We start from the raw sequence: 18702 nt of genomic DNA on the forward strand, positions 1-18702 counted from the left end.
CCAACCATGCCCGACTCGTGGACATGAAAAATCGCCTTTCATTCTGGGGGGCAGGCGTGAGCTTAACACCGGATGAACAGCTGGCGCTGATCCAGTTCCGGCTTCAGCACTTCTCAGACGATGTGCTTCCGCAATGCATTAAAGAGATTGCCGATGAACTGGGGTGTAAGCCAGATAATGAAGCGATGCTGCAATCGATTGACGATCTGCGTGTAGCGGCAGGTGAACGTGAAGCTATGGCACGTCGTGCTGGTGTCACTGTTTGCGAAATGAATCTCGTATTAGCACGTCCGGAAAGTGTGGTGAAGGCAGTTCCTGAAATGGTCATTGACCAAGTGTGTCATATTGCGGCCGAAATTCACAATAGGGGGGCGGGAGTGGGGGATGATAAAGCCCAAACCACCATTGATCGCATTCGTGAAGTGTTAACCAACGTCGGCCAGTAATTTCAGTGGGTGGGATTACCCACCCATTTCCACAAACTAAATTTGTTTTTCGATTTCCGTTGTGTTTACCCCTTTGTCAGCTGCATGGGAGGCTTGATACTGAAAGTCTGATACGCAAAGGAATAAACACTGATGAATTACTCACACATTCCCATGCCTTCCCGTGAAGAGCATTATGCTTTTTTAAAGTCTCACTATCACCATGCCCGTTTTGAAGGCCGTAATAATGCATCCTGGGGTGAGGACTACTCTCAGCGTATTGCTAATAGCGACTATCTAGAATTGGAAAAAAATGGTTATGCGCTGATCTCCAATCACGAGTCTGCTACCCGTGAAGCGGTGTTCTATCATCGTTCACTGGTCGGTTATGGCACGATGAGTTTGATGTGTGATAGCGCTTGTAACGCCCCTGAGGCGATTTGCCTGCAAGTTTCAGTTCCTGCTCACTTAGCTCCAAAGATCCCTGGAAAATCACTTAGCGAGCTTTTGGCGAAGCTTAAGCGGGACATTATGGGTACGTTTCCATTGTGTCGGGTAGAACTCGCTTCTGGCTCTAAAGAAATTTGCATCGAAGTATTCCAAGCCGAAGAAGTGATCTCAAAAGAGATCGTTGGTTTCACAAGCACGATCATTTCAAATTGGTCACAAGGGTAAAATATGACGTATTTAGAAGAAGTTTTTGCAGGTGTAGAGCGAAATAAAGGGAAAGAATTGGCTGACCTGTTTCGCTCTGCTGAGGCTCAAATTGCCCGTGCTGAACAGGGTTCCACTGAATCGGATGACAATGCATATGACCTTCGTCAACAAGAAGGTCTGAAGGTTACAGAAGCATTGATCAGAGCTGGTGGTTTGTCTGGAAAGACTATTGAGATCATTCGTTATAGTAAGACATCAACTCAGGTAGAAATTCGTGATGCGGATGGTTGCCTGGTGTGGCGTGATTTTACATTCACTAATGATTTTGTTTTTGGTCTGGCAAAAAATATTGCTTTTTAAATAAATTCGATCCCGTGTGGCTACTTAAACTTTAAGCGGATTGCATTCCAGATGTCCGCTTTTCAAATAGTTATACCCATTATTCACAGGGATGATCTAATAATTGGATCTTTTGATCTAATAACTGATCTAAAAAGACCTAAGGGATCTAAGGGCGAGATTGATTAATACTATCAAAGTATTATAGAACATTTTTCCCCCGCAAACATGCTGTTTCCTCCTGCAAATATGTAAGTTCTCCTTGCAAGTATGTAAGATCATCCTGCAAACATGCATATTTTCCCTTGCAAACATGCAAATCATTCCCCTGCAAACATGTATATGTTACTTCCGGCTGTGGACAAATAAAGGAAACCAAATCCTTATAGTTAATCTTTAAAATCAATCAATTAAAGGTGGTTTTTGATTTATGCAAGAATGAAGGAAAGGAGTTATTACTGAATAATCCACTGATTTCTAGGGACGGAAAGGCATCGGTTTTTAATAGAGATGCGGAGTGAAAAAGTAGGATTTGAAATTATTTTTCCCAATGGAAATACATTTAGAGTTTTTAAAGTAAATTGAAGGGTGGTAAGGAAGTTATCCCCGTTATTAACAGGAGTGATCTAATAATTGGATCTATTGTGATCTTAAATAACTAAAAACAACTAAGTGATCTAAGGTTGATATTTTATTTTATTTTCAACCAGTTGCAGAGTTAAATTCCCTTGCAAACATGTTATTTCCCCTTGCAAACATGCAAGATCAGCTTACAAACATGCATTTTTCCCTTGCAAATATGCTGATTTCCTCCTGCAAACATGTTATACATCCCCCTGCAAATATGCAAAGGCTCAAAATGCCTGTTAACAAATAATAATATTTTAGGAATAACTATGGCTAAGGATATTAATGATTTAGGCCTGTCTGTGGAAGTAAAAAACAAGACGACGGGCGAAATTGATTACATATCATCAACAGATACGCGATCGATTCAACCTATCTCACTGCTTAGGCTTAGTGTTTTTAGTCCCGTTAGTAGCAGGGAAAAGAAAAATGTTGGTAGCAGGGTGATGGATGCTTCGGAAGAGCTGAGAAACCTTGAGATTGTTAATAGCGAAGGTTATGACAGAGTCACCATATCTGGGCCTAAATTAGATATGGATACAGACTTTCGTATCTGGCTTTCAATAATTCAGTCACTCAGTGAATATCCAATGGTAGACAATAAAGTTGTGCTTCCCTTCAGTGATTTTGCAAAGATGTGTGATTACAACACAAGGCAAATTAACAAAATCCTGAAAGAAAGGGTCGCTAAATCACTTCGAAAAATTACATCCACTTCAATATCTGTGTACAAAGATACTGGCGATGATTTGATTAGTGCTACAACTCACTTGTTGAATTTCTCCAGGGTGGATACAGCTGCAAACGAAGTTATTTTGGAATTCAATCCAAAATTAAGTGACTTGTACAAAATGGACTACAAGCGCGTTCTGAAGCTGAAGGTATTCCCTGCGATCAAAAGAAATGAAGTGGCAAAGGCTATCTATGCTTTTCTTGAAGGGTTGCCAAACAGTGAGAATAGGGTGCAGATAGTCTCATTTGAAAGGTTGATGAAGCGTTTAAATATGCGCTCAGACCCTTATAAGCAACTTGAAATGGTTAGAAGGGCAATGAAGTTATTAGAAGACGTCAAATACCTCAAGTACACTGAAGGCTATAGGGTGTCGAAAGGAAAGCGACAAGTTTTTTTCTCAATCAATTCGCGTGACCCAGATTTGTTGAAAAATACCGACCTGGATTAAGTATATTCCAGGGCGTATGCGTCCCCCTGCAAACATGTTATTGAGGAACCGTGATTTCCTCCTGCAAACATGCTGTTCCCTTGCAAACATGTCGTGGAAGGGCAGTTATATCCCCTTGCAAAGATGCTATTCCCTTGCAAACATGCAGCGAAGGGGCAGTTATATCCCCTTGCAAATATGCTGTTCCCCTGCAAACATGCAGCGGAGGGGCAGTTATATCCCCTTGCAAATATGCTGTTCCCCTGCAAACATGCAGCGGAACGGCAGTTATATCCCCCCTGCAAATATGCTTTTCCCTGCAAACATGCAGTAGTAGGCTGAGTTTATCCCCTTGCAAATATGCATTCCCCTGCAAACATGCAGCGGAACGGCAGTGAATTTCCCCTGCAAACATGTAGGGGAGGGGCTGGAGTTTCCCCCCTGCAAATATGCTTTTCCCCTGCAAATATGTAGGGGAGGGGCTGGAGTTTCCCCCCTGCAAATATGCATTCCCCTGCAAACATGCAGCGGAACGGCAGTGAATTTCCCCTGCAAATATGCTTTTCCCCTGCAAACATGTAGGGGAGGGGCTGGAGTTTCCCCCTGCAAATATGCATTCCCCTGCAAACATGCAGCGGAACGGCAGGGAATTTCCCCTGCAAATATGCTATTCCCCTGCAAATATGCAGCGGAACGGCAGTGTTATTCCCCTACAAATATGCTATTCCCCTGCAAACATGCAGCGGAGGGGGCTGAGTTTACCCCCTGCAAATATGCTATTCCCCTGCAAACATGCAGCGGAGGGGCTGAGTTTACCCCCTGCAAATATGCTATTCCCCTGCAAACATGCAGCGTAGGAGCTGATTTTACCCCTTGCAAGTATGCTGTTTTCCGCAGACGCGTAACGATGGGGCGGAGTTTCCTCCTGCAAACATGCAGGTGAATGAAGGTGGTTTCGCCCTGCAAACATGCGCTGGTCAGATCCCTCTATCCCTATTCAAATATGTCTTTCTGTGCGCCTGTGACCTATTCGTCAGCTGTTCACTACGTGTAAAGATAGTAATAGAAAATGAATCACAATTGAGGGCAGAGCCATGACAGGCATTGTAGTTCGTGAAGAACACGTCGAACGTATCCAGCGTTTCAACTCACTTCAAAGCGGGCAATATTGGCGCGCAATGCAGGATATCCCAGAAGAAGCTATCCTGATGGATGAGGTACTTCTCATCGAATCCCTACGTTGGGTTGAAAATCAGCTTCATACCGTCATCCTCCGCGCACATCCGAAGCACTACGAGCAATACGCAACCTTTGTCACAGTAGACAAAGACGGCGTTTCTCACAGTGTTAAGCGAACTGTCAAAGAGCACCGATTCTTGTTTAATGACTTTGTTGAGCTTTTTGTATTCGCTGATGATGCGCGTCAGATCCGTGATGCTGAAGTCGCATTGTGCCAGCAGCGTGTTACCGATCTAACTCAATCTCTGTCGAAGTCTCTCGCTAACCCTGAGGCGATGAAAGCTATTGTGACAGAACGTATTGAGCAAAAAGCCGCAAAGAAAGGTGTAAGTGCGAGCACCATGCCTGCTATCAGTAATAACGCTATTCGCCTGGCTACAGGCTCGGTGGGTAATGCTATTGCAGCGGGCGTGACTGAAGCCGATATCAAGAACATGCGTGATGCGGCCGAGCAAAACCATCAAATAGCGACAATCCAATCCGAGTGGATCCAAGAGCGTAATATCGAAATTACAGCGGCAGTTCAGGCTGTGGTGCCTTATTTTGCCGAAATGGCAGCGGCGCAGCTGGCTGCAACAGAAGATGCGCGTTCTCAGGTTGACAAACTGATGGACGGTATCAAGTCTTTAGATCTCTATATTGGCAAAGACGTCAACGTGAAGGTGATCCGTAAAGGGCAGTCCGCTCCCAGCAATGAGCCTCTGACCTTTGTTCAGCAGAAATTGATGGTCGATGAAGAGTTGGCCATCTACCACGACTTAAGTGACTGGTTCGACTTTGGTGACCTGGACAAGTTCTATCAAGCGCTGTGCAATACCCATGCGCTGGTGGATCAAATTTTCCCTTCGCCGCGCTGCGTACTGGTCATGGCAACGACTCGCCGCTATATCGACTACAAAGACCGTATGGAAAACCTTATTAATAACAGCGAGAATGCCAAGGTATTCTTGATGGTTCGCGACGGCGAAAACCTGTATCGCATCGTGTCCCCTGTGGAGTCTCACCTGGGTGCGAACATGCTGTTCCCGTCTCGGGATGAGCAAGAGCGCTTGTTCCGGGGGATGGATGGGGAACAAATTAAATTCCAAAACGTCGCTTATTCTGATCGGCTGAAGGCGCATGAGCGCATGGCACTGCACTACAAACGTTTCCTGATTATGTGTTGTGGGCTTGACCATCGGGAACAACTATTTGGTGATTTCTACGACCGGAGTCTGGGTCTGAATTTTGTGTCGATGAAATTCCAAGAGCAACATTGCCGCTTCATTCATGATGCTGACGGTACAGGCATGCTGAGTAACCCAGAAAATAAAAAGTATCCATCCTTGGCTGGTTTCATCGAATGGGCAAACAGTCACCTACGTAGCGGCTCTCGTGTGATGTGCCAATGGCATTCACTGGCGAACCCAGAGACTGCGCCAGGTGCAGCCAAAGAAAATGACGATCGTTCCTATGGTTCCTTTAGTTTTACCGTGGACTTTAAAGACGACCGCAACGTAGCTGTAGCCTTTATCAAAGACGGCCTGTTGAATGTCAAAGCGCCAGTCAGCAAGACCAGTTATAGCAACAAGAGAGGAAGTGTGACGCGTGACTATAACGTCAACGTCTGTATCGAAAAGTACAACAAACAGTGGAAGGAAGACGACGCACGTTTGCCTTACCTGTGCCTGGACGCGGTCACCGCTGAGCATCTGGAGCACTACATCTATTCTCGGGCTGTGCGCTCGGACCACACCTACTACATTGCGCTGTTCAAATCGTTGGCTAAGTACCTACGAGAAGAGCGTCAGTCAGAGCAGAAGTCTCGCGACCTGCTGAAAGCAGCGCTGGTGGTAGGGCGTGTGGGGAATGAAGCCGACCAAGATACCGTTATCGACAAAACAGTCATGGCATGGCGTGCAGCGAACCGTGGAGCACCTTTGGCAGAGGCGATGGCCGACAAAGCGCAGTGGGAAAACCTGCTGGGCGTGATGGACATGATCGCCTGCCGGGGCATGAATATGCTGCCTCAGATAGTCGATTTTGCGCGCATAATTAAGGCCGCACCTTTGCGCCTCATTGTGAACACGAATGGTAAATTATCGTTGTACGTTGCGCCAACGGATGGTGAGCGTGATGATCGGATAGAGCCGCATATCTGGGTGCAGCGCATTAACTTCAACCTGACGAAAACGGGAATCAAAGAAGGCTCACGCAGCTGGGTGAAACTGAACGCCTCGAATGTGGCGGAAACAACAATTTTTGAATGGCCGGAGGCGGAGGCGTGGAAGAATCTGAATGCTGCTTTTGGCAGTTATGAAGAAAAACAGGAAGCGTTTAGCTTTGTGGAAAGCAGAGCCGGTGATCTACATCGTTTAAACCCAGCCAACCAAAGACGTCTGGCGGAAATGTCTCATCTTTGGAAAGAAGCTTACTACGAGATGAACTACGTTCATGAGACGGGTGGGCAAGTCCAGGTTCCAGCTTTGATGATCCCGATCGGCATCCGCATTGAAGGCAGTGAATGGAACTTTGTGTACGTGGGCTCTATAAGCCGATCGGTACACTGCATCTATCAGTTGCTGGAAAGTGAGAGCGCCAAGAGCGGTCTGGCGGAGATGTATGCATCGTTCTACAAACACCCTGAAGGGCGCATCAAAGAACTGAGCACAAAGGCTGCTGACATGTGGATGTTTTCCTCTAAGGAAATGCCCGACGTGAACATGTTCAGCACGAACAAGGATCTCGAATACAGCGGGCTGGACTATTCACTGAATAGCAACTCTGTATCCGAAATACACAGCTTTGATGTCCGCTGGCGCTACGCACAGGAATACGTGTCACATCCACATCGTTCTAAGAGCACGCTGTGGCTTGCAGAGAGCCTACGCGATGAAAGCGGCAGGCCTATGATCGATACACTGCTTGGTAGTCCTCACCTCCACCAGGATGCCCCTGTCGATGTGATTGAAGTGACGTTGCCTCAGCGTTATGACGATCCGAATAAAGCGAAGATTGCGAAGACAAAAGCACCATTCAACCATGCTCATTGGTTCGATATCTGCCCTGTTGGGTACAACGAAAATCAATGTCTGGAGGGCATTATTGCACCAGTGAAAACCTTTACCAGGATGACTTTTGCCAACAAAGAACTGGCGTTGCATTACATCTTTTCGCGTAACTCAGAAGCGAGAAAATACCAGACCGGTTACTTCTCCGAGGTGGAAGTGCCATTGCCTGAAGGCGTGACACGCTGGACAACGCGTAATTAATACAGTGTATGAATAGCATTATCAACCGCCCCTGAGGGCATTTAGGAGGTGAATGTGTCTCAAGAATATAACCCGATCCCGCGCAATGTGATGTTCACGGAATTCCTTCAGTTACTGGAGGAAGACGGCTTACCAGCCAGTCACCTGGAAACCGTCCGTAAAATTTTTGCGGAGATCACCCAGCAGGTGAATGAATTTGGTCCGGAGCGTGGTGCGTTGTTGGCACTGGCAGAGGCTCACTCACCGTTTTACCGTGATTTGAAAGCTGAAAAGGACTTTATCAGCGGCGTATTAAACATGCCTATTTTCTTTCACGGAGTATTAAACATGCCTATTTTCTTTCACGGATAAGTAGGCGATATGTGTTTTTATAGGCCGGTTTCCGGCCTATTGCTGTTCATTTAGATAATAAAGAATGTAACCAGAATAAAGCAGATTGCTTTTCGTTATTTCAGCGTCGAAACATTGCTTTAATTCATCAGGTGTTTGAAATCCATATTGGCTTAAATTGTCCTTTGCAAAGCCGGATAAGCGCCAAAAATCGAAACCATTGAATTCCCCGTGTTCTCCAAAATCAAAATCGATAGTGCCCGTTCGTAAATGCACGGCGCATCCGTAACCATGTTTGAAATACCTGATGCCACTATGCAACTCCCCGCTTTGTGGAATGCTGTTTCCTGCCCACGCGTTATTAGATATTGGCAATTCGAACCCTGAGAGCTTCATTAACTCAATGGCTTCAGAAACGCGTTTTAAATAATCATTGATTAGGTCGCGAAGACGACTGTCCATATTAACCACCTTGTTATTAATTTTAATCAAAACAATATCCTCGCTAGCGGTCTTGTCAAGTTAGAGGGGGCTTGATTTTTAAAATGAGGATTAGAAATTTCATTACCGGTTGTCTACGGGGGACAATATCCTGGTCTACCACAACACTTAAGCGAGGAAATATGATCACTTTATTCACCGCAGTGGCTTCTACCTCTGGTGGGGCGCTCTTTTTCATTTGCCTGGGCATTACCTGTTCAGCGATAGCCATGTTGACCGCGAAAGGAGTCAAAGCAAAGATCGCTAAAATTGGCCTGGGTATCTTAGCGGGATATTTCCTGTTATTTGTTGTGACTAATTCAGCGATGAAAACGCAGAAATCTGTCGCAACCTCCATCGCGAAACGCGTACCGTTACCTACTTTCCCCATCGCTGATGCAGAGGCAAATCAGCTGAAGTCTGAGTATCTTGAAGCTATTGCTACTGCGTCGTTGTTCAGCGAGCCCATGCCAACCAAACGTATGATGGCCGTTCAGGAAATGGCGGAAGCACTGGCACAGGAGCAGAATGAAAGGTTGATTCGGATCATCAACGGGAAAGGTTAAGTTGCCCCGTTTTAATCGCTCACTTCGGTGGGCATTTTTTTGCCTGAAGCAAAACCAATCACAAAAGAAATAATTCAAAATAATATAGTTTACGCTATTCGTCAGCGGCTGAGGTCATGGTTTACTAATTACATAGAAACCAACAAGGCTGAATGAAATGAACGACGTGAAAATGGTTAAAGTATTGAGAGATAATACCTTCTGTCACGCTGCGTGGATGGATTTTAAAAAGGTCTTAGGAGAGTCACCTTTTGGTGTTTTCCTGGAGTTTGTAGACCCACGCAATGGTGCATTAGTTCAGCTGATGTTTCCATTCTGGTGCAAGCCTCAGAAAACGTATAAGCCAATGGGTAACGTGTTTATGACCCAATGGCACGGATTAACTCTGACAATCCCGCCCGACTTTGATTGGTGGGTTCAGGCTCAATCTAACGGCATTGGAATGCGTCGTATCGACCAGAAAGTTCAGTTTCTAAAGCACGGGGAATATGTGGAGGTAAATCTGAAAGTCGAAATGGCTACAGTCATTCGCGTTAACCCAGTGTTTTCACCCGAGTTCGACGCTGCCACACATGCTTAGCGTCTGATCAATGAAGTGGGCTTCCCAAACCCACGATACCCCTTAATGCCCATCACCCTCGATGGGCATTTTTTATGATAAAAATCAGCGTGTAATCACTTCGTCAGCGGTCAATCTCATGCTTGAATGATTGGGTCAACAAAATGAATAAACCGAGGAAGTTACGATGACCCCATTAGTCAATGCAAACGAAAAACGTGCTGAAAACCATTTAGCTTCAGCAATCCGTTTCAACGGTTCAGTAGTGACTGTCCGCGAGTGGATTGACGCGTTGATCGCGCAAGGCTACAAGCCAAACGCCAAGGCTGTCCTGAAGGGCAAAGAAGCCAGCCGTATGCAATTGCACCGCTGGAACAATGCTCAGCAAACTGAGCACATGAAAAAACGTGCTAATGCTGGGACAAAAATTGAATACACGATGTCACATGAAGAAAGTGGTAGTTTCTATGACGTGAAAAAATTTGCGTTCGATTACGCTGTATCAATAGCAGGACCGGAATATGGTGAGCCAGAAGACCGTTGCTTCATCGTTTATGCAATTCCTCAGCTACGAAAAGGTGCTGAGTATGAGCGCTGTGTCGCGGCATACAAGCCCGTGTTTGCTGAGGATGAACAGCGCGCTTTGAACATCCTGCGCTTCGACTTTCCTTCAGCAAGGATCTTGTGGTTGGGGATCGCTAAAACTCAAGAACAAGCTTTGTCTCTGGCCGAAACCGCAATGGCCTGATGAGGCGTGCTAAAAAGTTCGACTCCAAGCCTGCACCAGATGGTGTGGGCTTTTTTGTCCGCAAAGCGTCGGCCTTTAACGTGGATTAAAAAAGTATCTTTTTTAAAATCATCGGCAGTGTATCGACCTGGAAATAGTTATGAAAACTGCCTTATTTCTTACCCTGTTCCTGCCTGCAATATCATTGGCTAAGCCACTGTTTATCGGTGATAGCTTAACCTATACCCTCGCGACGAGCGCAAAGAAGCACATCCCAGTAGACGGCCTTTATAAGGAGAGCACAGGGCTTACCGACCGCAGTTCGGTAAAGTGGAACGATTATGTTCAGACAATGAGTTTTCAGGACTATGAGACCGTGGTTATCTCTCTGGGGGCTAATGACGGCATCGGTGCAAACCAAGTCACGAACTACCAGCAGAAGGCAACACAGTTTATCCAGCAAATCCAGCAGAGCAACCCCGGTGCATCGATTATCTGGATATTGCCACCTGCAATGAAGAATCCTGCCACCGAAGCCGCCTTGGTAAATACCAGACAAGCAATCCGTCAGGCGGTGGATGAAACACAGATCGCTTTTTTCGACCCCGAGGTCGCTATTGGGCGTCAGTTTAACCTTACCGTGAACGATGTGCAGGTACGAACCCATGACGGGATACATTACACGAGCAAAGGTAGTGATTTGATAATTGGGAGGCTGTTCAACCAGTAAAAACAGGGGGAATGTATTTTATTTTGAACCTCTTTGTCAGCGCTGAACCTGTGGGATGATCTTCCTATCGAACCAACTCGGGTTTAAAAGGAAGATTCATGGGTGCCAACCGTAGAAACAAGTTTGGGGTCAGCCGTCGCTTTGCTGTCCGTTATGACCGGGCAAATGATCCGGAGTATATGGCTTTGGTTGAGCGATACCAGACAACTAAGCGATACAGCCAATCGGGCAAGGCGGGTGATGACGACCACAAGGAAAGCGTTCGCGCGCTTCATCATTACCACGGGAAAATAGCTGTGGAGTCCTTCCGGAAATAACATTTTCACTACTCGATATTGTTTCTCAAAATAATCTCTTTTCTATTATTCGTCAGCGGCTTAGGTCATGTTTTACTGGTTAAGTAAACAAAACAACGATACCAATAAGAAAAGAGGATTCACATGTCAGATAAGCAAGAATTTATCCAAAGTTTTATCGTCACGTTTAGTGCAGATGCGCCCATTGGATCCTTGCCCAAAGAAGGGTTGGAGTTTTTCCATTCATCTAATCGCAGTGTCTCATTCGGTTTTAATCGACTAAGTGGAAAAGAAGCGATTGGTAGCTTTCTTAGAGCGTTTAAGCCAGACCATGAGTTTGTGCAGCAGCTGGATGAACTGCTTGCGGCTCCTACGCCAGATGAAGGGGCATTGGAGGATTTGCGTGGTTGGATCAATGCGATGGAATGGACGGCAGAAGAGCTGTTGTATGAGCTTCGCAGCGTGGGGGTTATCTCCATTGTCATGAATAGCATCATTTATCGTGGCGCGTTTTTCCACACTGAAGTGACTGGCGCTGCCTATATCGGTGGAAAAATGGAATCGCTGGAATTGAGTGGGGAAACAGTCCTAAAGCAGCTTCATCAAGAGTTAAACGTACAGTACGTAGTCTGACACCTAATCGTTCGGTCTGATCGCAGGCCGAACATTATCGCAACGAGGAAACCCGTTATGAACCAGCTGAAAATCGACAAGCTAAAACAGCAATACGTTTTCACTCAAGACCGTGGTGTTTTCAAGGTCGGGATAGCCCTGCTGGCGAAGCGTGCAAAAGCCGTGGCTCAGTGGATGGGGGTTGTCGAACCGAAGAGCAAAGCAGGCTCTTTCGAGCATTACACCGAGTGTATGGCAATGATGGAAAAAGGCCATCAGTACGCGAAGCGCACCGGTTTGCAATGCACTGGGAACCTGAGTCCTCAGCTGGTGGGCTATGAAGGCGAACGGGTATCCGTTGTCGATAATGCTGGGCATACCCGAAGTTTCTGGGTTGCACGCACTCTGGGATGGATGCCAAGCCATCTTGAAGTTGATCGTCTACCAGCCATGTTCTGGCAGGACAACGATGAAGACGACGTACTGGCTGCTGAAAGCTATCAATCCGTCGTAGTGATCGGGTAAAGCAATTTAAGCCGTCAGCGTGGGGCTGGTGGCTAATTCAATATCAATAAATTGGGGTAAGAAATGCAAGTATCAAATGACGTCCTCGCAGTTCTGTCTGAAGCGCGTGTGGAGGGCAACAAACTCTTCCTGGAAGGCCAGCTGGATCGTCGCCTGTACACCAACACCAACAAGGTGCTTGAAGCCGCTGGTGGGAAGTGGAACCGCAAAGAGAAAGCCCATATTTTTGATGGCAGTGCGGAAGGGCGTATCGACGACATTATCCTGTCTGGATCGGTTGTGGTGCCAAAAGACGACTTCAACTTTTTTCCAACGCCGGAAAAAATCATCAATACGATGGTTACCAGTGCCAATATTCAGGACGGGGATCGAGTGCTGGAGCCGTCCTGCGGTGATGGGCGTATTGTCAAAGCTGTGGCTAAAGCGGCAAAAAACCTCAATATCGTGGCTGTTGAGCTGGATGAAAAGCGCGTTCAGCAACTGAACAGCGACCCTGAAATTACGTCGCTGGTAAACCCTGAATTTACGGGCACAAGCCTTGAACTGGTCAATGCTGATTTTCTCAGCCATGAAATGGACGAGAAATTCGATGTCATCATCATGAACCCGCCTTTCAAAAATAAGGCCGACATTAAGCATACAAACCGAGCGTTGGATCTGCTGCTTTCAGGTGGGGTGTATACGCAAGGTGGTCGCCTGCGGGGCATTTTGTCTGCGGGCGTGCTGTTCCGTGAAGATGCCTTGACCAAGGCCTTCCGTGAGCGTGTGAAACTGCTCGGGGGCTCATTCACTGAACTGGAAGACAAAGCTTTCAAAGAGTCCGGCACGATGGTCAAAACTGTTCTACTGGAAATTGACCTCTAACAGCCAATGTCAAAGCCGCCTTCGGGCGGTTTTTTCGTCAGCGATATCTGCTGAGTGATACTGGAACTTCCCGATACCGGGGGGGAACGCCATCCAAAGTGAGGCGCTGAAAAGAGCGCTGGGGGGATAGATGAAGCCACGAAACATTATCAGCGTAAATCCGAATTCAACCGTCTTTGGCGGCCAGGGTAGTTGGGTTAACGAACACTTGCTGGAGGTGCTGATTAATCGCGGCATGTTCAGTTCGGCGTTAGAGCGATATCGCCAGAGGGGTAAAGGGGTGATGTCTGTTCCCGTACATATCAGCATCCGGTTGTTTGGGATCAGCGTATCGGGTGCGCACATGCTCATTACGCCGTATGGCCTGGTGTGCAAGTTCGATGATAACGAGTTGGGTGAGAGCTACTCATTCGACGTGAGTGGTGAAGCGCGAAAGCTGTGGAAAAGCGTTTGCCATATTGGCTGACAAGTTGGGGTTAAGGGGGTTGTCATGCTGGCACTACTGATCGGCACTTTAACGTTGATGACATTGTCCTTGCTGGTGCTGTGTGGATTGTATGCAAAGTACCAGTATCACGAAACACACAAATTGCCAGGGCTGCGAAGTCCAGTGGTTGTGTGTCTCTCGTTGGCGGTTAAATACATAGGCCTTTTTGGTTTGATGTTGACGGTGACAACGGCTTTCCTAGACTCGTTTCATATCCCAGCTTCAGGGGGATTTGTGTTGATAGCTTTCGTGCTGCATGCGGGTCTTGGTGCGACCTGTACTGTTCTGCACAACCGGCAGCTAATTCGGTAAGATTGTCCACTGAATCAAAAAAGAAACCCGCATAAAAAGCGGGTTTTTTGTTAGTGTAGGAACTCGATTGTAACCGTTTAGTCTATGAAAATGGAGGCAGGGATATTAAAACGCGCAGACAGTTTTTTAATGTGCTCCAGTGTTAATCCTCGTTCACCGTTGAGGATGCGGCTAACGTATGAGCGCGAACCGAGCTCATCTTGAAAGTCTGTCGTATTAAGGTGGTATTGATCCATCAGCGTTCTCAATGCTGCTACACCGCCATTGCTTTTTGCTAAGCGCTCGTTAAATTCAGCAAATTCGGGCGCTGTTTTTTCATACGCATCAATCTTCGCGCAAATCAAGTCGATAAGCGGGTTGTCTGGGTCATTTTCGACAAGGTGCTCAACCAGTTGAACGGCTTTTTCATAGTCTTCGCGAGAATGGCTGTTTCCCAATAACGGCACAATGCTTATCAGGTTTTGTGCTGCGTTTACTGCATCTTGAAACATCATGCTTTTGTTCTCCGGTAGTGATCAGTCAACCTATCGTATTCAGCGTGGGTTGTTATATGTTTCACGAATATTTTCCCCCGGTCAAAGTCGGCAAAAAACATCATTCTTAATGAATTGCCACTGATGTCGATGACCCACCATTTCTCTCTATACTTCATCCGATCAAGGCTGGGGAAAACCTTTTTAAGCTCATCAGGCGTTTGATAACTGTCGCGCTTGAGTGTTCGATATATGTCAGATAGCGCCTGAGCACTGTTTGGAAATCGCTTGGATGCCTGGTCAAAAGGTTCTCTTGATATTACGTGCATTGCATCTCTCATGTTTCCTATTTGTCAACATTGTAGCATCTAAACTATTGGTTGCCAATATGGCAACTAATAAATTAATTATTCTGCTATCTATTCTTCGTCAGCGGTTGAGGTCATGCTTCAATAAAGAGGTAAACAAAACAAACAATATCAATAAAAGAGGTTTCTTATGTACTGCACAGTCAAAGAGTTAATCGCGCACCTGTCCACAAAAAATCAATACGATGTTGTGCTTTCCAAGCTGTGGGATACTGAAGACATCCACCAAGTTTTGTCTGACAATGAGATGGAACCCATTTCTGAATATGAGGCACACAAGGCGCTTCAGCTGGTGGATCGAACTCATGATGCAAACATCGGCATTACATGGGATACGCTGCTCTGTGCAGTGGAGTCGCCACGAAACCTAACAGCTGAGCAATATGCGCTGGCTAATACCTGCTTTACCGTACCTCGCGAACTGTACTCCGTCTGTAACGAAGTGACGCTCCCAGCTGGGTCAATTACCGTGGAGTTTGATGCGTTTGAGCTCCGCTCAGCTATCGCCACGTCCAAACTTACCATTGCAAAAAAGCATGAGCTCGGTGGCTTTGTTAAATCAGTTTCCGGCAGCTGTGATACACCCGCATTCCACTGGAGTGTTTACGCAGAGTGCCGCAACGGAAAATGCACGATCTGCTTGCAGGATAATTTCCAATCCAAAGAATATCGTTGGGTCGAAAAGAGCCTGCAATGAAATAGCGCTGTAACGCTTTCTACGATGCGATGTGGTACTCATCGCATCATTTCGCACAAAACATCGTAAAACTGCTGAGGATCGCCATGAGAGAGCCTCAGGGCATGAAAGGGTAACCAATGCTGACTGAACTTAAACTCCAAGATAATATTCGCTGTTTGAACGTAACGCTGAAATTTGACAAATCCGCGCTGATCGACGCTTTTGCTGTATTGGAAAGAAACCCGCAATTCCTCCATGTTGTCATCTATAGCGAAGCGACGTTCGACGACTTTGATGACTCGGATGAGAGTGTTGAAAACTGCATGAGCGACCCCGTTCTGGCGGTATGGCGATCTGGAGCGTGTATAACTTGGATAGACCGTGCCGATGACACTGAATTTCAGTGCGATTTGCCAAGCATCAGTGTACTGAACTCTACGAGGGATTACGCGTGACCAGTGAAGAAGCCATTAAGCATTTGAGACGCAGTATCTGGGACTTGTCAGGGCAAAAAGAAGCGCAGGCTGAGCGTGTGCTGGCTTACCTGAAAGTGCGTGTCAATCGCGCCAAGGGGCTGGTGGTGAATCCTATTAGCCCAAAGCCGATGACATTCATGCAAGCGATAAGACTGGGCTATATTCGGCAGCAAGGCAACTGGAAAGATGCGCCCTGGGTTTTCGATAACCGCATCATGCCCTCAGCTTCAGCTGCGTTAGATGAAGCTAACAGACAACTCAAAGCCCATTGGGCAGAATAGCCACCCAAACAAAAACCAGTACCTGTGTTGGGCGCTGGTTTTCACTTATCAACTTTTCAACAAGCTAGATCCTAATAATTAACCTAATTAGTTCCTAACAGATCCTAAAAGATCCCTGTCGCTCGCAGGCCGCTGGTGGCGTGGCCTACAGAGGATTGAGGTGAGTTTGAAAGGGAGGAAAGTGAGTTTGAAAGGGAAGAAAGTGAGTTTGGATGGGATTTGGGTGTGGTACAGTGGGAAACTCGGTGAGTCTGAAAGGGGAAAGCCGAGTTTTTATTCACAACCATGAGGGGTTATGGTTTGATGCAACAAAATTGTAGTAATAACATCCTGTTATTCAAGGATGCGATACCTGCTGACGAAAATTCGTCACACAGGAAACTCACAATAACAAACAGTTCGAGTGTTCAACCCGTCTCGTTATTGCGGCTTGGCGTGTTTACACCGAATATCCGATCGAAAGGAAAGGTTGGTAAGCCGTTGGACGCGAGCGAATCGCTCAGCTACCTGGAGTATGCCCGTAGTGAAGGCTACACCAACGTGGTGATCACCGGTCCACAGCTTAACTATTTCATTGATTTTCGTTGCTGGTTGGGGATTATCCATGCGTTTAGCGCATGTCCTGATGCTCTGCATGGAAATAAGATCAAGGTTAAATTCAGCGAGTTCTCGCAGTTCTGCGGGTATCCATCGAAGCGGCTAGATTCGAAATTGCGTAAGGAGATAGCCGACTCGTTAACTCGAATCAGGGCAAAGACCATCACATTCACAACGCCAGGTACCAAGAAGTTTTTGGTAACAGGCTTGCTGTTGAAGGCAGAATTTGATGTTGTCGATGATCTGGTTGTACTGGAAGCAGATGAGCGCCTTTGGGAGCTCTACAGCAATGACCACTTAAGTTTGTTACGACGCAAGCCGCTAATGGCACTGCCGAGAAATGAGACAGCCCAGGCGCTGTATACTTATTTCGAAGCGTTGCCACGACAGCCTGCGCCAATCCAAATGTCGAGGCTTCGTGAACGCTTGATGATGAATGGTAGGGTCGCAGACCAAAACCGTAAAATCACCGACGCTCTCAACGAACTGAATAGTATTGGCTATTTGCAATACGAGGTCATCAAGGCTGGACGGGACTCGGTCGTGCATGTTCACAACCGAAACCCGACGTTGGATTAAGCGAGTCATATCGGAAACCCGTCGAAAGGCGGGTTTTTTATTTGGTAAACAAAACGAATGAAAGAGTGAGTTTGAACGGGTAATTCTGATAGGAGTAAGCTTGAGAAAGGTGAGTTGTGGTGGGTATGCGTCCTGTCCAAAGTGAGTCGTAGCGGGTAACCTAGCGATAAAGTGTGTTATAGCGGGAACTGATCGGTTAAAAAGAGAACAAACTCAGGAGTTTTAGACAAGAAGCGGGCTGTAGGGACATAAAACAGGGTAAAAAATCAACATTATTCCCTTGCCATCCCATCCAATCACACCTTTTTCGTCAGGCCTTGATCAACAAGACTATATTTCCCGTTCAAACTCACCGAAACTAAGTATATATTTCCCGCTCAAACTCACTTTGGTGAGATTCGGGGCATGGTCTGAATGCAATAAAACAATAAAACTACCCGTTCAATCTCACCTTTTGACCTGGTGGCGAAAATTTCGTCACGGGCTTGGCTGGGGATACTATGGTATCAGGAGGAATTATGAATCAATTTGGTGAACAGCTGAAGCTGTACTCTGATCGCCAGCGCGATGAAAAAAAGCGGACGGCATTGGATGTTCAATACGTGCAGTCCGAAGGAAAAGAAGGTTTTCTGACGCTGAATATCTCGATGGCACCCATGACATTGGAAGGGCGCGATGTGCTCTGGGATCAGAAAATCACGATACAACTGTCCCGGTATGAATTGACCGCATTTTGCGGCGCTTTATTCGGGCTTGAAAAAGAAATGCGTGCTAAGTTCCACGGCGCGAACAAAAACAAAGGCTTTGTGGTAAATAACAATGGGTCAGTGGGTTGCGGCATGACGATCTCTGAAGCCGGGAATACAATGACATTCATGTTAGATCATGCTCGGCGAATAGAGTTGGGCGCTTTTGTACTGCGACGTCAAGCTGAAGCTTGGAAAATGTCAGCCAGTGATGTGTTGGCAATCATGCGTCAGTCGGTCAGTATCAAAAAACAGTGAGTTTGCTGAGGGGCAAACTTTCTGTTTGTGCTCCGTGGGGGAGCGATAAAAGGGGGTAA

Annotated in this window: 24 protein-coding genes; 21 read left to right on the plus strand and 3 right to left on the minus strand. The window is 46.5% G+C overall.

Annotated elements, in window-relative coordinates; all coding sequences use genetic code 11:
• The first annotated feature begins 56 nt into the window (after window positions 1-56).
• The 6 genes from SC428_RS05700 to SC428_RS05725 all read left to right on the plus strand — a co-directional run bounded on the left by SC428_RS05700 (window position 57) and on the right by SC428_RS05725 (window position 8049).
• Window positions 57-446: a hypothetical protein gene (locus SC428_RS05700; RefSeq protein ID WP_208201657.1), complete on the plus strand. Its 390-nt coding sequence runs from the start codon at window positions 57-59 to the stop codon at window positions 444-446.
• Window positions 447-578: 132 nt separating this feature from the next.
• Window positions 579-1100, plus strand: a complete 522-nt coding sequence (locus SC428_RS05705) for a hypothetical protein (RefSeq protein WP_191901267.1) — start codon at window positions 579-581, stop codon at window positions 1098-1100.
• 3 nt (window positions 1101-1103) lie between these two features.
• Window positions 1104-1442 carry a hypothetical protein gene (locus SC428_RS05710; protein ID WP_191901268.1) on the plus strand — a complete coding sequence of 113 codons (339 nt, stop codon included), beginning with the start codon at window positions 1104-1106 and terminating at the stop codon, window positions 1440-1442.
• Window positions 1443-2317: 875 nt separating this feature from the next.
• Complete coding sequence (locus SC428_RS05715) at window positions 2318-3229, plus strand: RepB family plasmid replication initiator protein (protein WP_042847057.1); 912 nt, start codon at window positions 2318-2320, stop codon at window positions 3227-3229.
• Window positions 3230-4302: 1073 nt separating this feature from the next.
• Window positions 4303-7698: a hypothetical protein gene (locus SC428_RS05720; RefSeq protein WP_042847054.1), complete on the plus strand. Its 3396-nt coding sequence runs from the start codon at window positions 4303-4305 to the stop codon at window positions 7696-7698.
• 54 nt (window positions 7699-7752) lie between these two features.
• Window positions 7753-8049 (plus strand): hypothetical protein, encoded by a 297-nt coding sequence (locus SC428_RS05725; RefSeq protein ID WP_042847053.1) that lies wholly within the window; start codon window positions 7753-7755, stop codon window positions 8047-8049.
• Between the two features lie 36 nt (window positions 8050-8085).
• On the opposite strand, the gene SC428_RS05730 is transcribed toward SC428_RS05725, so the two are convergent.
• On the minus strand, window positions 8086-8490 hold the full coding sequence (locus tag SC428_RS05730) for a DUF6896 domain-containing protein (RefSeq protein WP_042847052.1): 405 nt from the start codon (window positions 8488-8490) through the stop codon (window positions 8086-8088).
• A gap of 251 nt (window positions 8491-8741) precedes the next feature.
• Between SC428_RS05730 and SC428_RS05735 the strand changes: the two genes are divergently transcribed.
• From SC428_RS05735 to SC428_RS05780, 10 genes are all read left to right on the plus strand, one after another.
• A complete protein-coding gene (locus SC428_RS05735; RefSeq protein WP_206086751.1) occupies window positions 8742-9074 on the plus strand; it encodes a hypothetical protein in 333 nt (110 codons plus the stop codon).
• Between the two features lie 157 nt (window positions 9075-9231).
• Window positions 9232-9654: a hypothetical protein gene (locus SC428_RS05740; RefSeq protein ID WP_042847049.1), complete on the plus strand. Its 423-nt coding sequence runs from the start codon at window positions 9232-9234 to the stop codon at window positions 9652-9654.
• Window positions 9655-9820: 166 nt separating this feature from the next.
• Window positions 9821-10381 carry a hypothetical protein gene (locus tag SC428_RS05745; RefSeq protein WP_042847048.1) on the plus strand — a complete coding sequence of 187 codons (561 nt, stop codon included), beginning with the start codon at window positions 9821-9823 and terminating at the stop codon, window positions 10379-10381.
• A gap of 139 nt (window positions 10382-10520) precedes the next feature.
• A complete protein-coding gene (locus SC428_RS05750) occupies window positions 10521-11090 on the plus strand; it encodes a GDSL-type esterase/lipase family protein (protein ID WP_072035184.1) in 570 nt (189 codons plus the stop codon).
• A 98-nt stretch (window positions 11091-11188) separates the two neighbouring features.
• Window positions 11189-11407 carry a hypothetical protein gene (locus SC428_RS05755; RefSeq protein ID WP_042847047.1) on the plus strand — a complete coding sequence of 73 codons (219 nt, stop codon included), beginning with the start codon at window positions 11189-11191 and terminating at the stop codon, window positions 11405-11407.
• Window positions 11408-11530: 123 nt separating this feature from the next.
• The gene (locus tag SC428_RS05760) at window positions 11531-12019 is read left to right on the plus strand and encodes a hypothetical protein (protein ID WP_042847046.1); all 489 of its coding nucleotides are present in this window, start codon (window positions 11531-11533) and stop codon (window positions 12017-12019) included.
• Between the two features lie 57 nt (window positions 12020-12076).
• Entirely contained in the window at window positions 12077-12523 is a 447-nt protein-coding gene (locus SC428_RS05765; RefSeq protein ID WP_052219361.1) for a hypothetical protein, read from the plus strand.
• A 63-nt stretch (window positions 12524-12586) separates the two neighbouring features.
• A complete protein-coding gene (locus SC428_RS05770; RefSeq protein ID WP_042847045.1) occupies window positions 12587-13387 on the plus strand; it encodes a methyltransferase in 801 nt (266 codons plus the stop codon).
• Window positions 13388-13517: 130 nt separating this feature from the next.
• Window positions 13518-13853 (plus strand): hypothetical protein, encoded by a 336-nt coding sequence (locus SC428_RS05775; RefSeq protein ID WP_166268283.1) that lies wholly within the window; start codon window positions 13518-13520, stop codon window positions 13851-13853.
• 24 nt (window positions 13854-13877) lie between these two features.
• Complete coding sequence (locus SC428_RS05780) at window positions 13878-14186, plus strand: hypothetical protein (protein WP_166268285.1); 309 nt, start codon at window positions 13878-13880, stop codon at window positions 14184-14186.
• 77 nt (window positions 14187-14263) lie between these two features.
• On the opposite strand, the gene SC428_RS05785 is transcribed toward SC428_RS05780, so the two are convergent.
• On the minus strand, window positions 14264-14680 hold the full coding sequence (locus SC428_RS05785; RefSeq protein ID WP_042847042.1) for a helix-turn-helix domain-containing protein: 417 nt from the start codon (window positions 14678-14680) through the stop codon (window positions 14264-14266).
• Window positions 14677-14988, minus strand: a complete 312-nt coding sequence (locus SC428_RS05790; protein ID WP_042847414.1) for a type II toxin-antitoxin system HigB family toxin — start codon at window positions 14986-14988, stop codon at window positions 14677-14679. Before SC428_RS05790 ends, SC428_RS05785 begins: the two co-directional genes overlap by 4 nt.
• 169 nt (window positions 14989-15157) lie before the next feature.
• Between SC428_RS05790 and SC428_RS05795 the strand changes: the two genes are divergently transcribed.
• The 5 genes from SC428_RS05795 (at window position 15158) to SC428_RS05815 (ending at window position 18643) form a co-directional block, all read left to right on the plus strand.
• Complete coding sequence (locus tag SC428_RS05795; protein ID WP_042847041.1) at window positions 15158-15724, plus strand: hypothetical protein; 567 nt, start codon at window positions 15158-15160, stop codon at window positions 15722-15724.
• Between the two features lie 119 nt (window positions 15725-15843).
• Window positions 15844-16161, plus strand: coding sequence for a hypothetical protein (locus SC428_RS05800; RefSeq protein ID WP_042847040.1), 318 nt, complete (start codon window positions 15844-15846; stop codon window positions 16159-16161).
• Entirely contained in the window at window positions 16158-16463 is a 306-nt protein-coding gene (locus SC428_RS05805; protein ID WP_052219360.1) for a hypothetical protein, read from the plus strand. Before SC428_RS05800 ends, SC428_RS05805 begins: the two co-directional genes overlap by 4 nt.
• A gap of 303 nt (window positions 16464-16766) precedes the next feature.
• Complete coding sequence (locus SC428_RS05810; RefSeq protein WP_052219406.1) at window positions 16767-17639, plus strand: RepB family plasmid replication initiator protein; 873 nt, start codon at window positions 16767-16769, stop codon at window positions 17637-17639.
• A 518-nt stretch (window positions 17640-18157) separates the two neighbouring features.
• Complete coding sequence (locus SC428_RS05815) at window positions 18158-18643, plus strand: hypothetical protein (protein WP_226617273.1); 486 nt, start codon at window positions 18158-18160, stop codon at window positions 18641-18643.
• Window positions 18644-18702: the final 59 nt, after the last annotated feature.

The sequence above is a fragment of the Providencia sp. 2023EL-00965 genome (genome assembly GCF_033550225.1).
Taxonomy (GTDB): Bacteria; Pseudomonadota; Gammaproteobacteria; order Enterobacterales; family Enterobacteriaceae; genus Providencia; species Providencia manganoxydans.

Excerpts from the sequence above, each read along its gene's own strand:
- SC428_RS05705 (WP_191901267.1), top strand. The coding sequence starts at position 579 with ATGAATTACTCACACATTCCCATGCCTTCCCGTGAAGAGCATTATGCT.
- SC428_RS05710 (WP_191901268.1), top strand. The coding sequence starts at position 1,104 with ATGACGTATTTAGAAGAAGTTTTTGCAGGTGTAGAGCGAAATAAAGGG.
- SC428_RS05715 (WP_042847057.1), top strand. The coding sequence starts at position 2,318 with ATGGCTAAGGATATTAATGATTTAGGCCTGTCTGTGGAAGTAAAAAAC.
- SC428_RS05720 (WP_042847054.1), top strand. The coding sequence starts at position 4,303 with ATGACAGGCATTGTAGTTCGTGAAGAACACGTCGAACGTATCCAGCGT.
- SC428_RS05730 (WP_042847052.1), bottom strand. The coding sequence starts at position 8,490 with ATGGACAGTCGTCTTCGCGACCTAATCAATGATTATTTAAAACGCGTT.
- SC428_RS05740 (WP_042847049.1), top strand. The coding sequence starts at position 9,232 with ATGAACGACGTGAAAATGGTTAAAGTATTGAGAGATAATACCTTCTGT.
- SC428_RS05745 (WP_042847048.1), top strand. The coding sequence starts at position 9,821 with ATGACCCCATTAGTCAATGCAAACGAAAAACGTGCTGAAAACCATTTA.
- SC428_RS05750 (WP_072035184.1), top strand. The coding sequence starts at position 10,521 with ATGAAAACTGCCTTATTTCTTACCCTGTTCCTGCCTGCAATATCATTG.
- SC428_RS05755 (WP_042847047.1), top strand. The coding sequence starts at position 11,189 with ATGGGTGCCAACCGTAGAAACAAGTTTGGGGTCAGCCGTCGCTTTGCT.
- SC428_RS05760 (WP_042847046.1), top strand. The coding sequence starts at position 11,531 with ATGTCAGATAAGCAAGAATTTATCCAAAGTTTTATCGTCACGTTTAGT.
- SC428_RS05765 (WP_052219361.1), top strand. The coding sequence starts at position 12,077 with ATGAACCAGCTGAAAATCGACAAGCTAAAACAGCAATACGTTTTCACT.
- SC428_RS05770 (WP_042847045.1), top strand. The coding sequence starts at position 12,587 with ATGCAAGTATCAAATGACGTCCTCGCAGTTCTGTCTGAAGCGCGTGTG.
- SC428_RS05775 (WP_166268283.1), top strand. The coding sequence starts at position 13,518 with ATGAAGCCACGAAACATTATCAGCGTAAATCCGAATTCAACCGTCTTT.
- SC428_RS05780 (WP_166268285.1), top strand. The coding sequence starts at position 13,878 with ATGCTGGCACTACTGATCGGCACTTTAACGTTGATGACATTGTCCTTG.
- SC428_RS05785 (WP_042847042.1), bottom strand. The coding sequence starts at position 14,680 with ATGATGTTTCAAGATGCAGTAAACGCAGCACAAAACCTGATAAGCATT.
- SC428_RS05790 (WP_042847414.1), bottom strand. The coding sequence starts at position 14,988 with ATGCACGTAATATCAAGAGAACCTTTTGACCAGGCATCCAAGCGATTT.
- SC428_RS05795 (WP_042847041.1), top strand. The coding sequence starts at position 15,158 with ATGTACTGCACAGTCAAAGAGTTAATCGCGCACCTGTCCACAAAAAAT.
- SC428_RS05800 (WP_042847040.1), top strand. The coding sequence starts at position 15,844 with ATGCTGACTGAACTTAAACTCCAAGATAATATTCGCTGTTTGAACGTA.
- SC428_RS05810 (WP_052219406.1), top strand. The coding sequence starts at position 16,767 with ATGCAACAAAATTGTAGTAATAACATCCTGTTATTCAAGGATGCGATA.
- SC428_RS05815 (WP_226617273.1), top strand. The coding sequence starts at position 18,158 with ATGAATCAATTTGGTGAACAGCTGAAGCTGTACTCTGATCGCCAGCGC.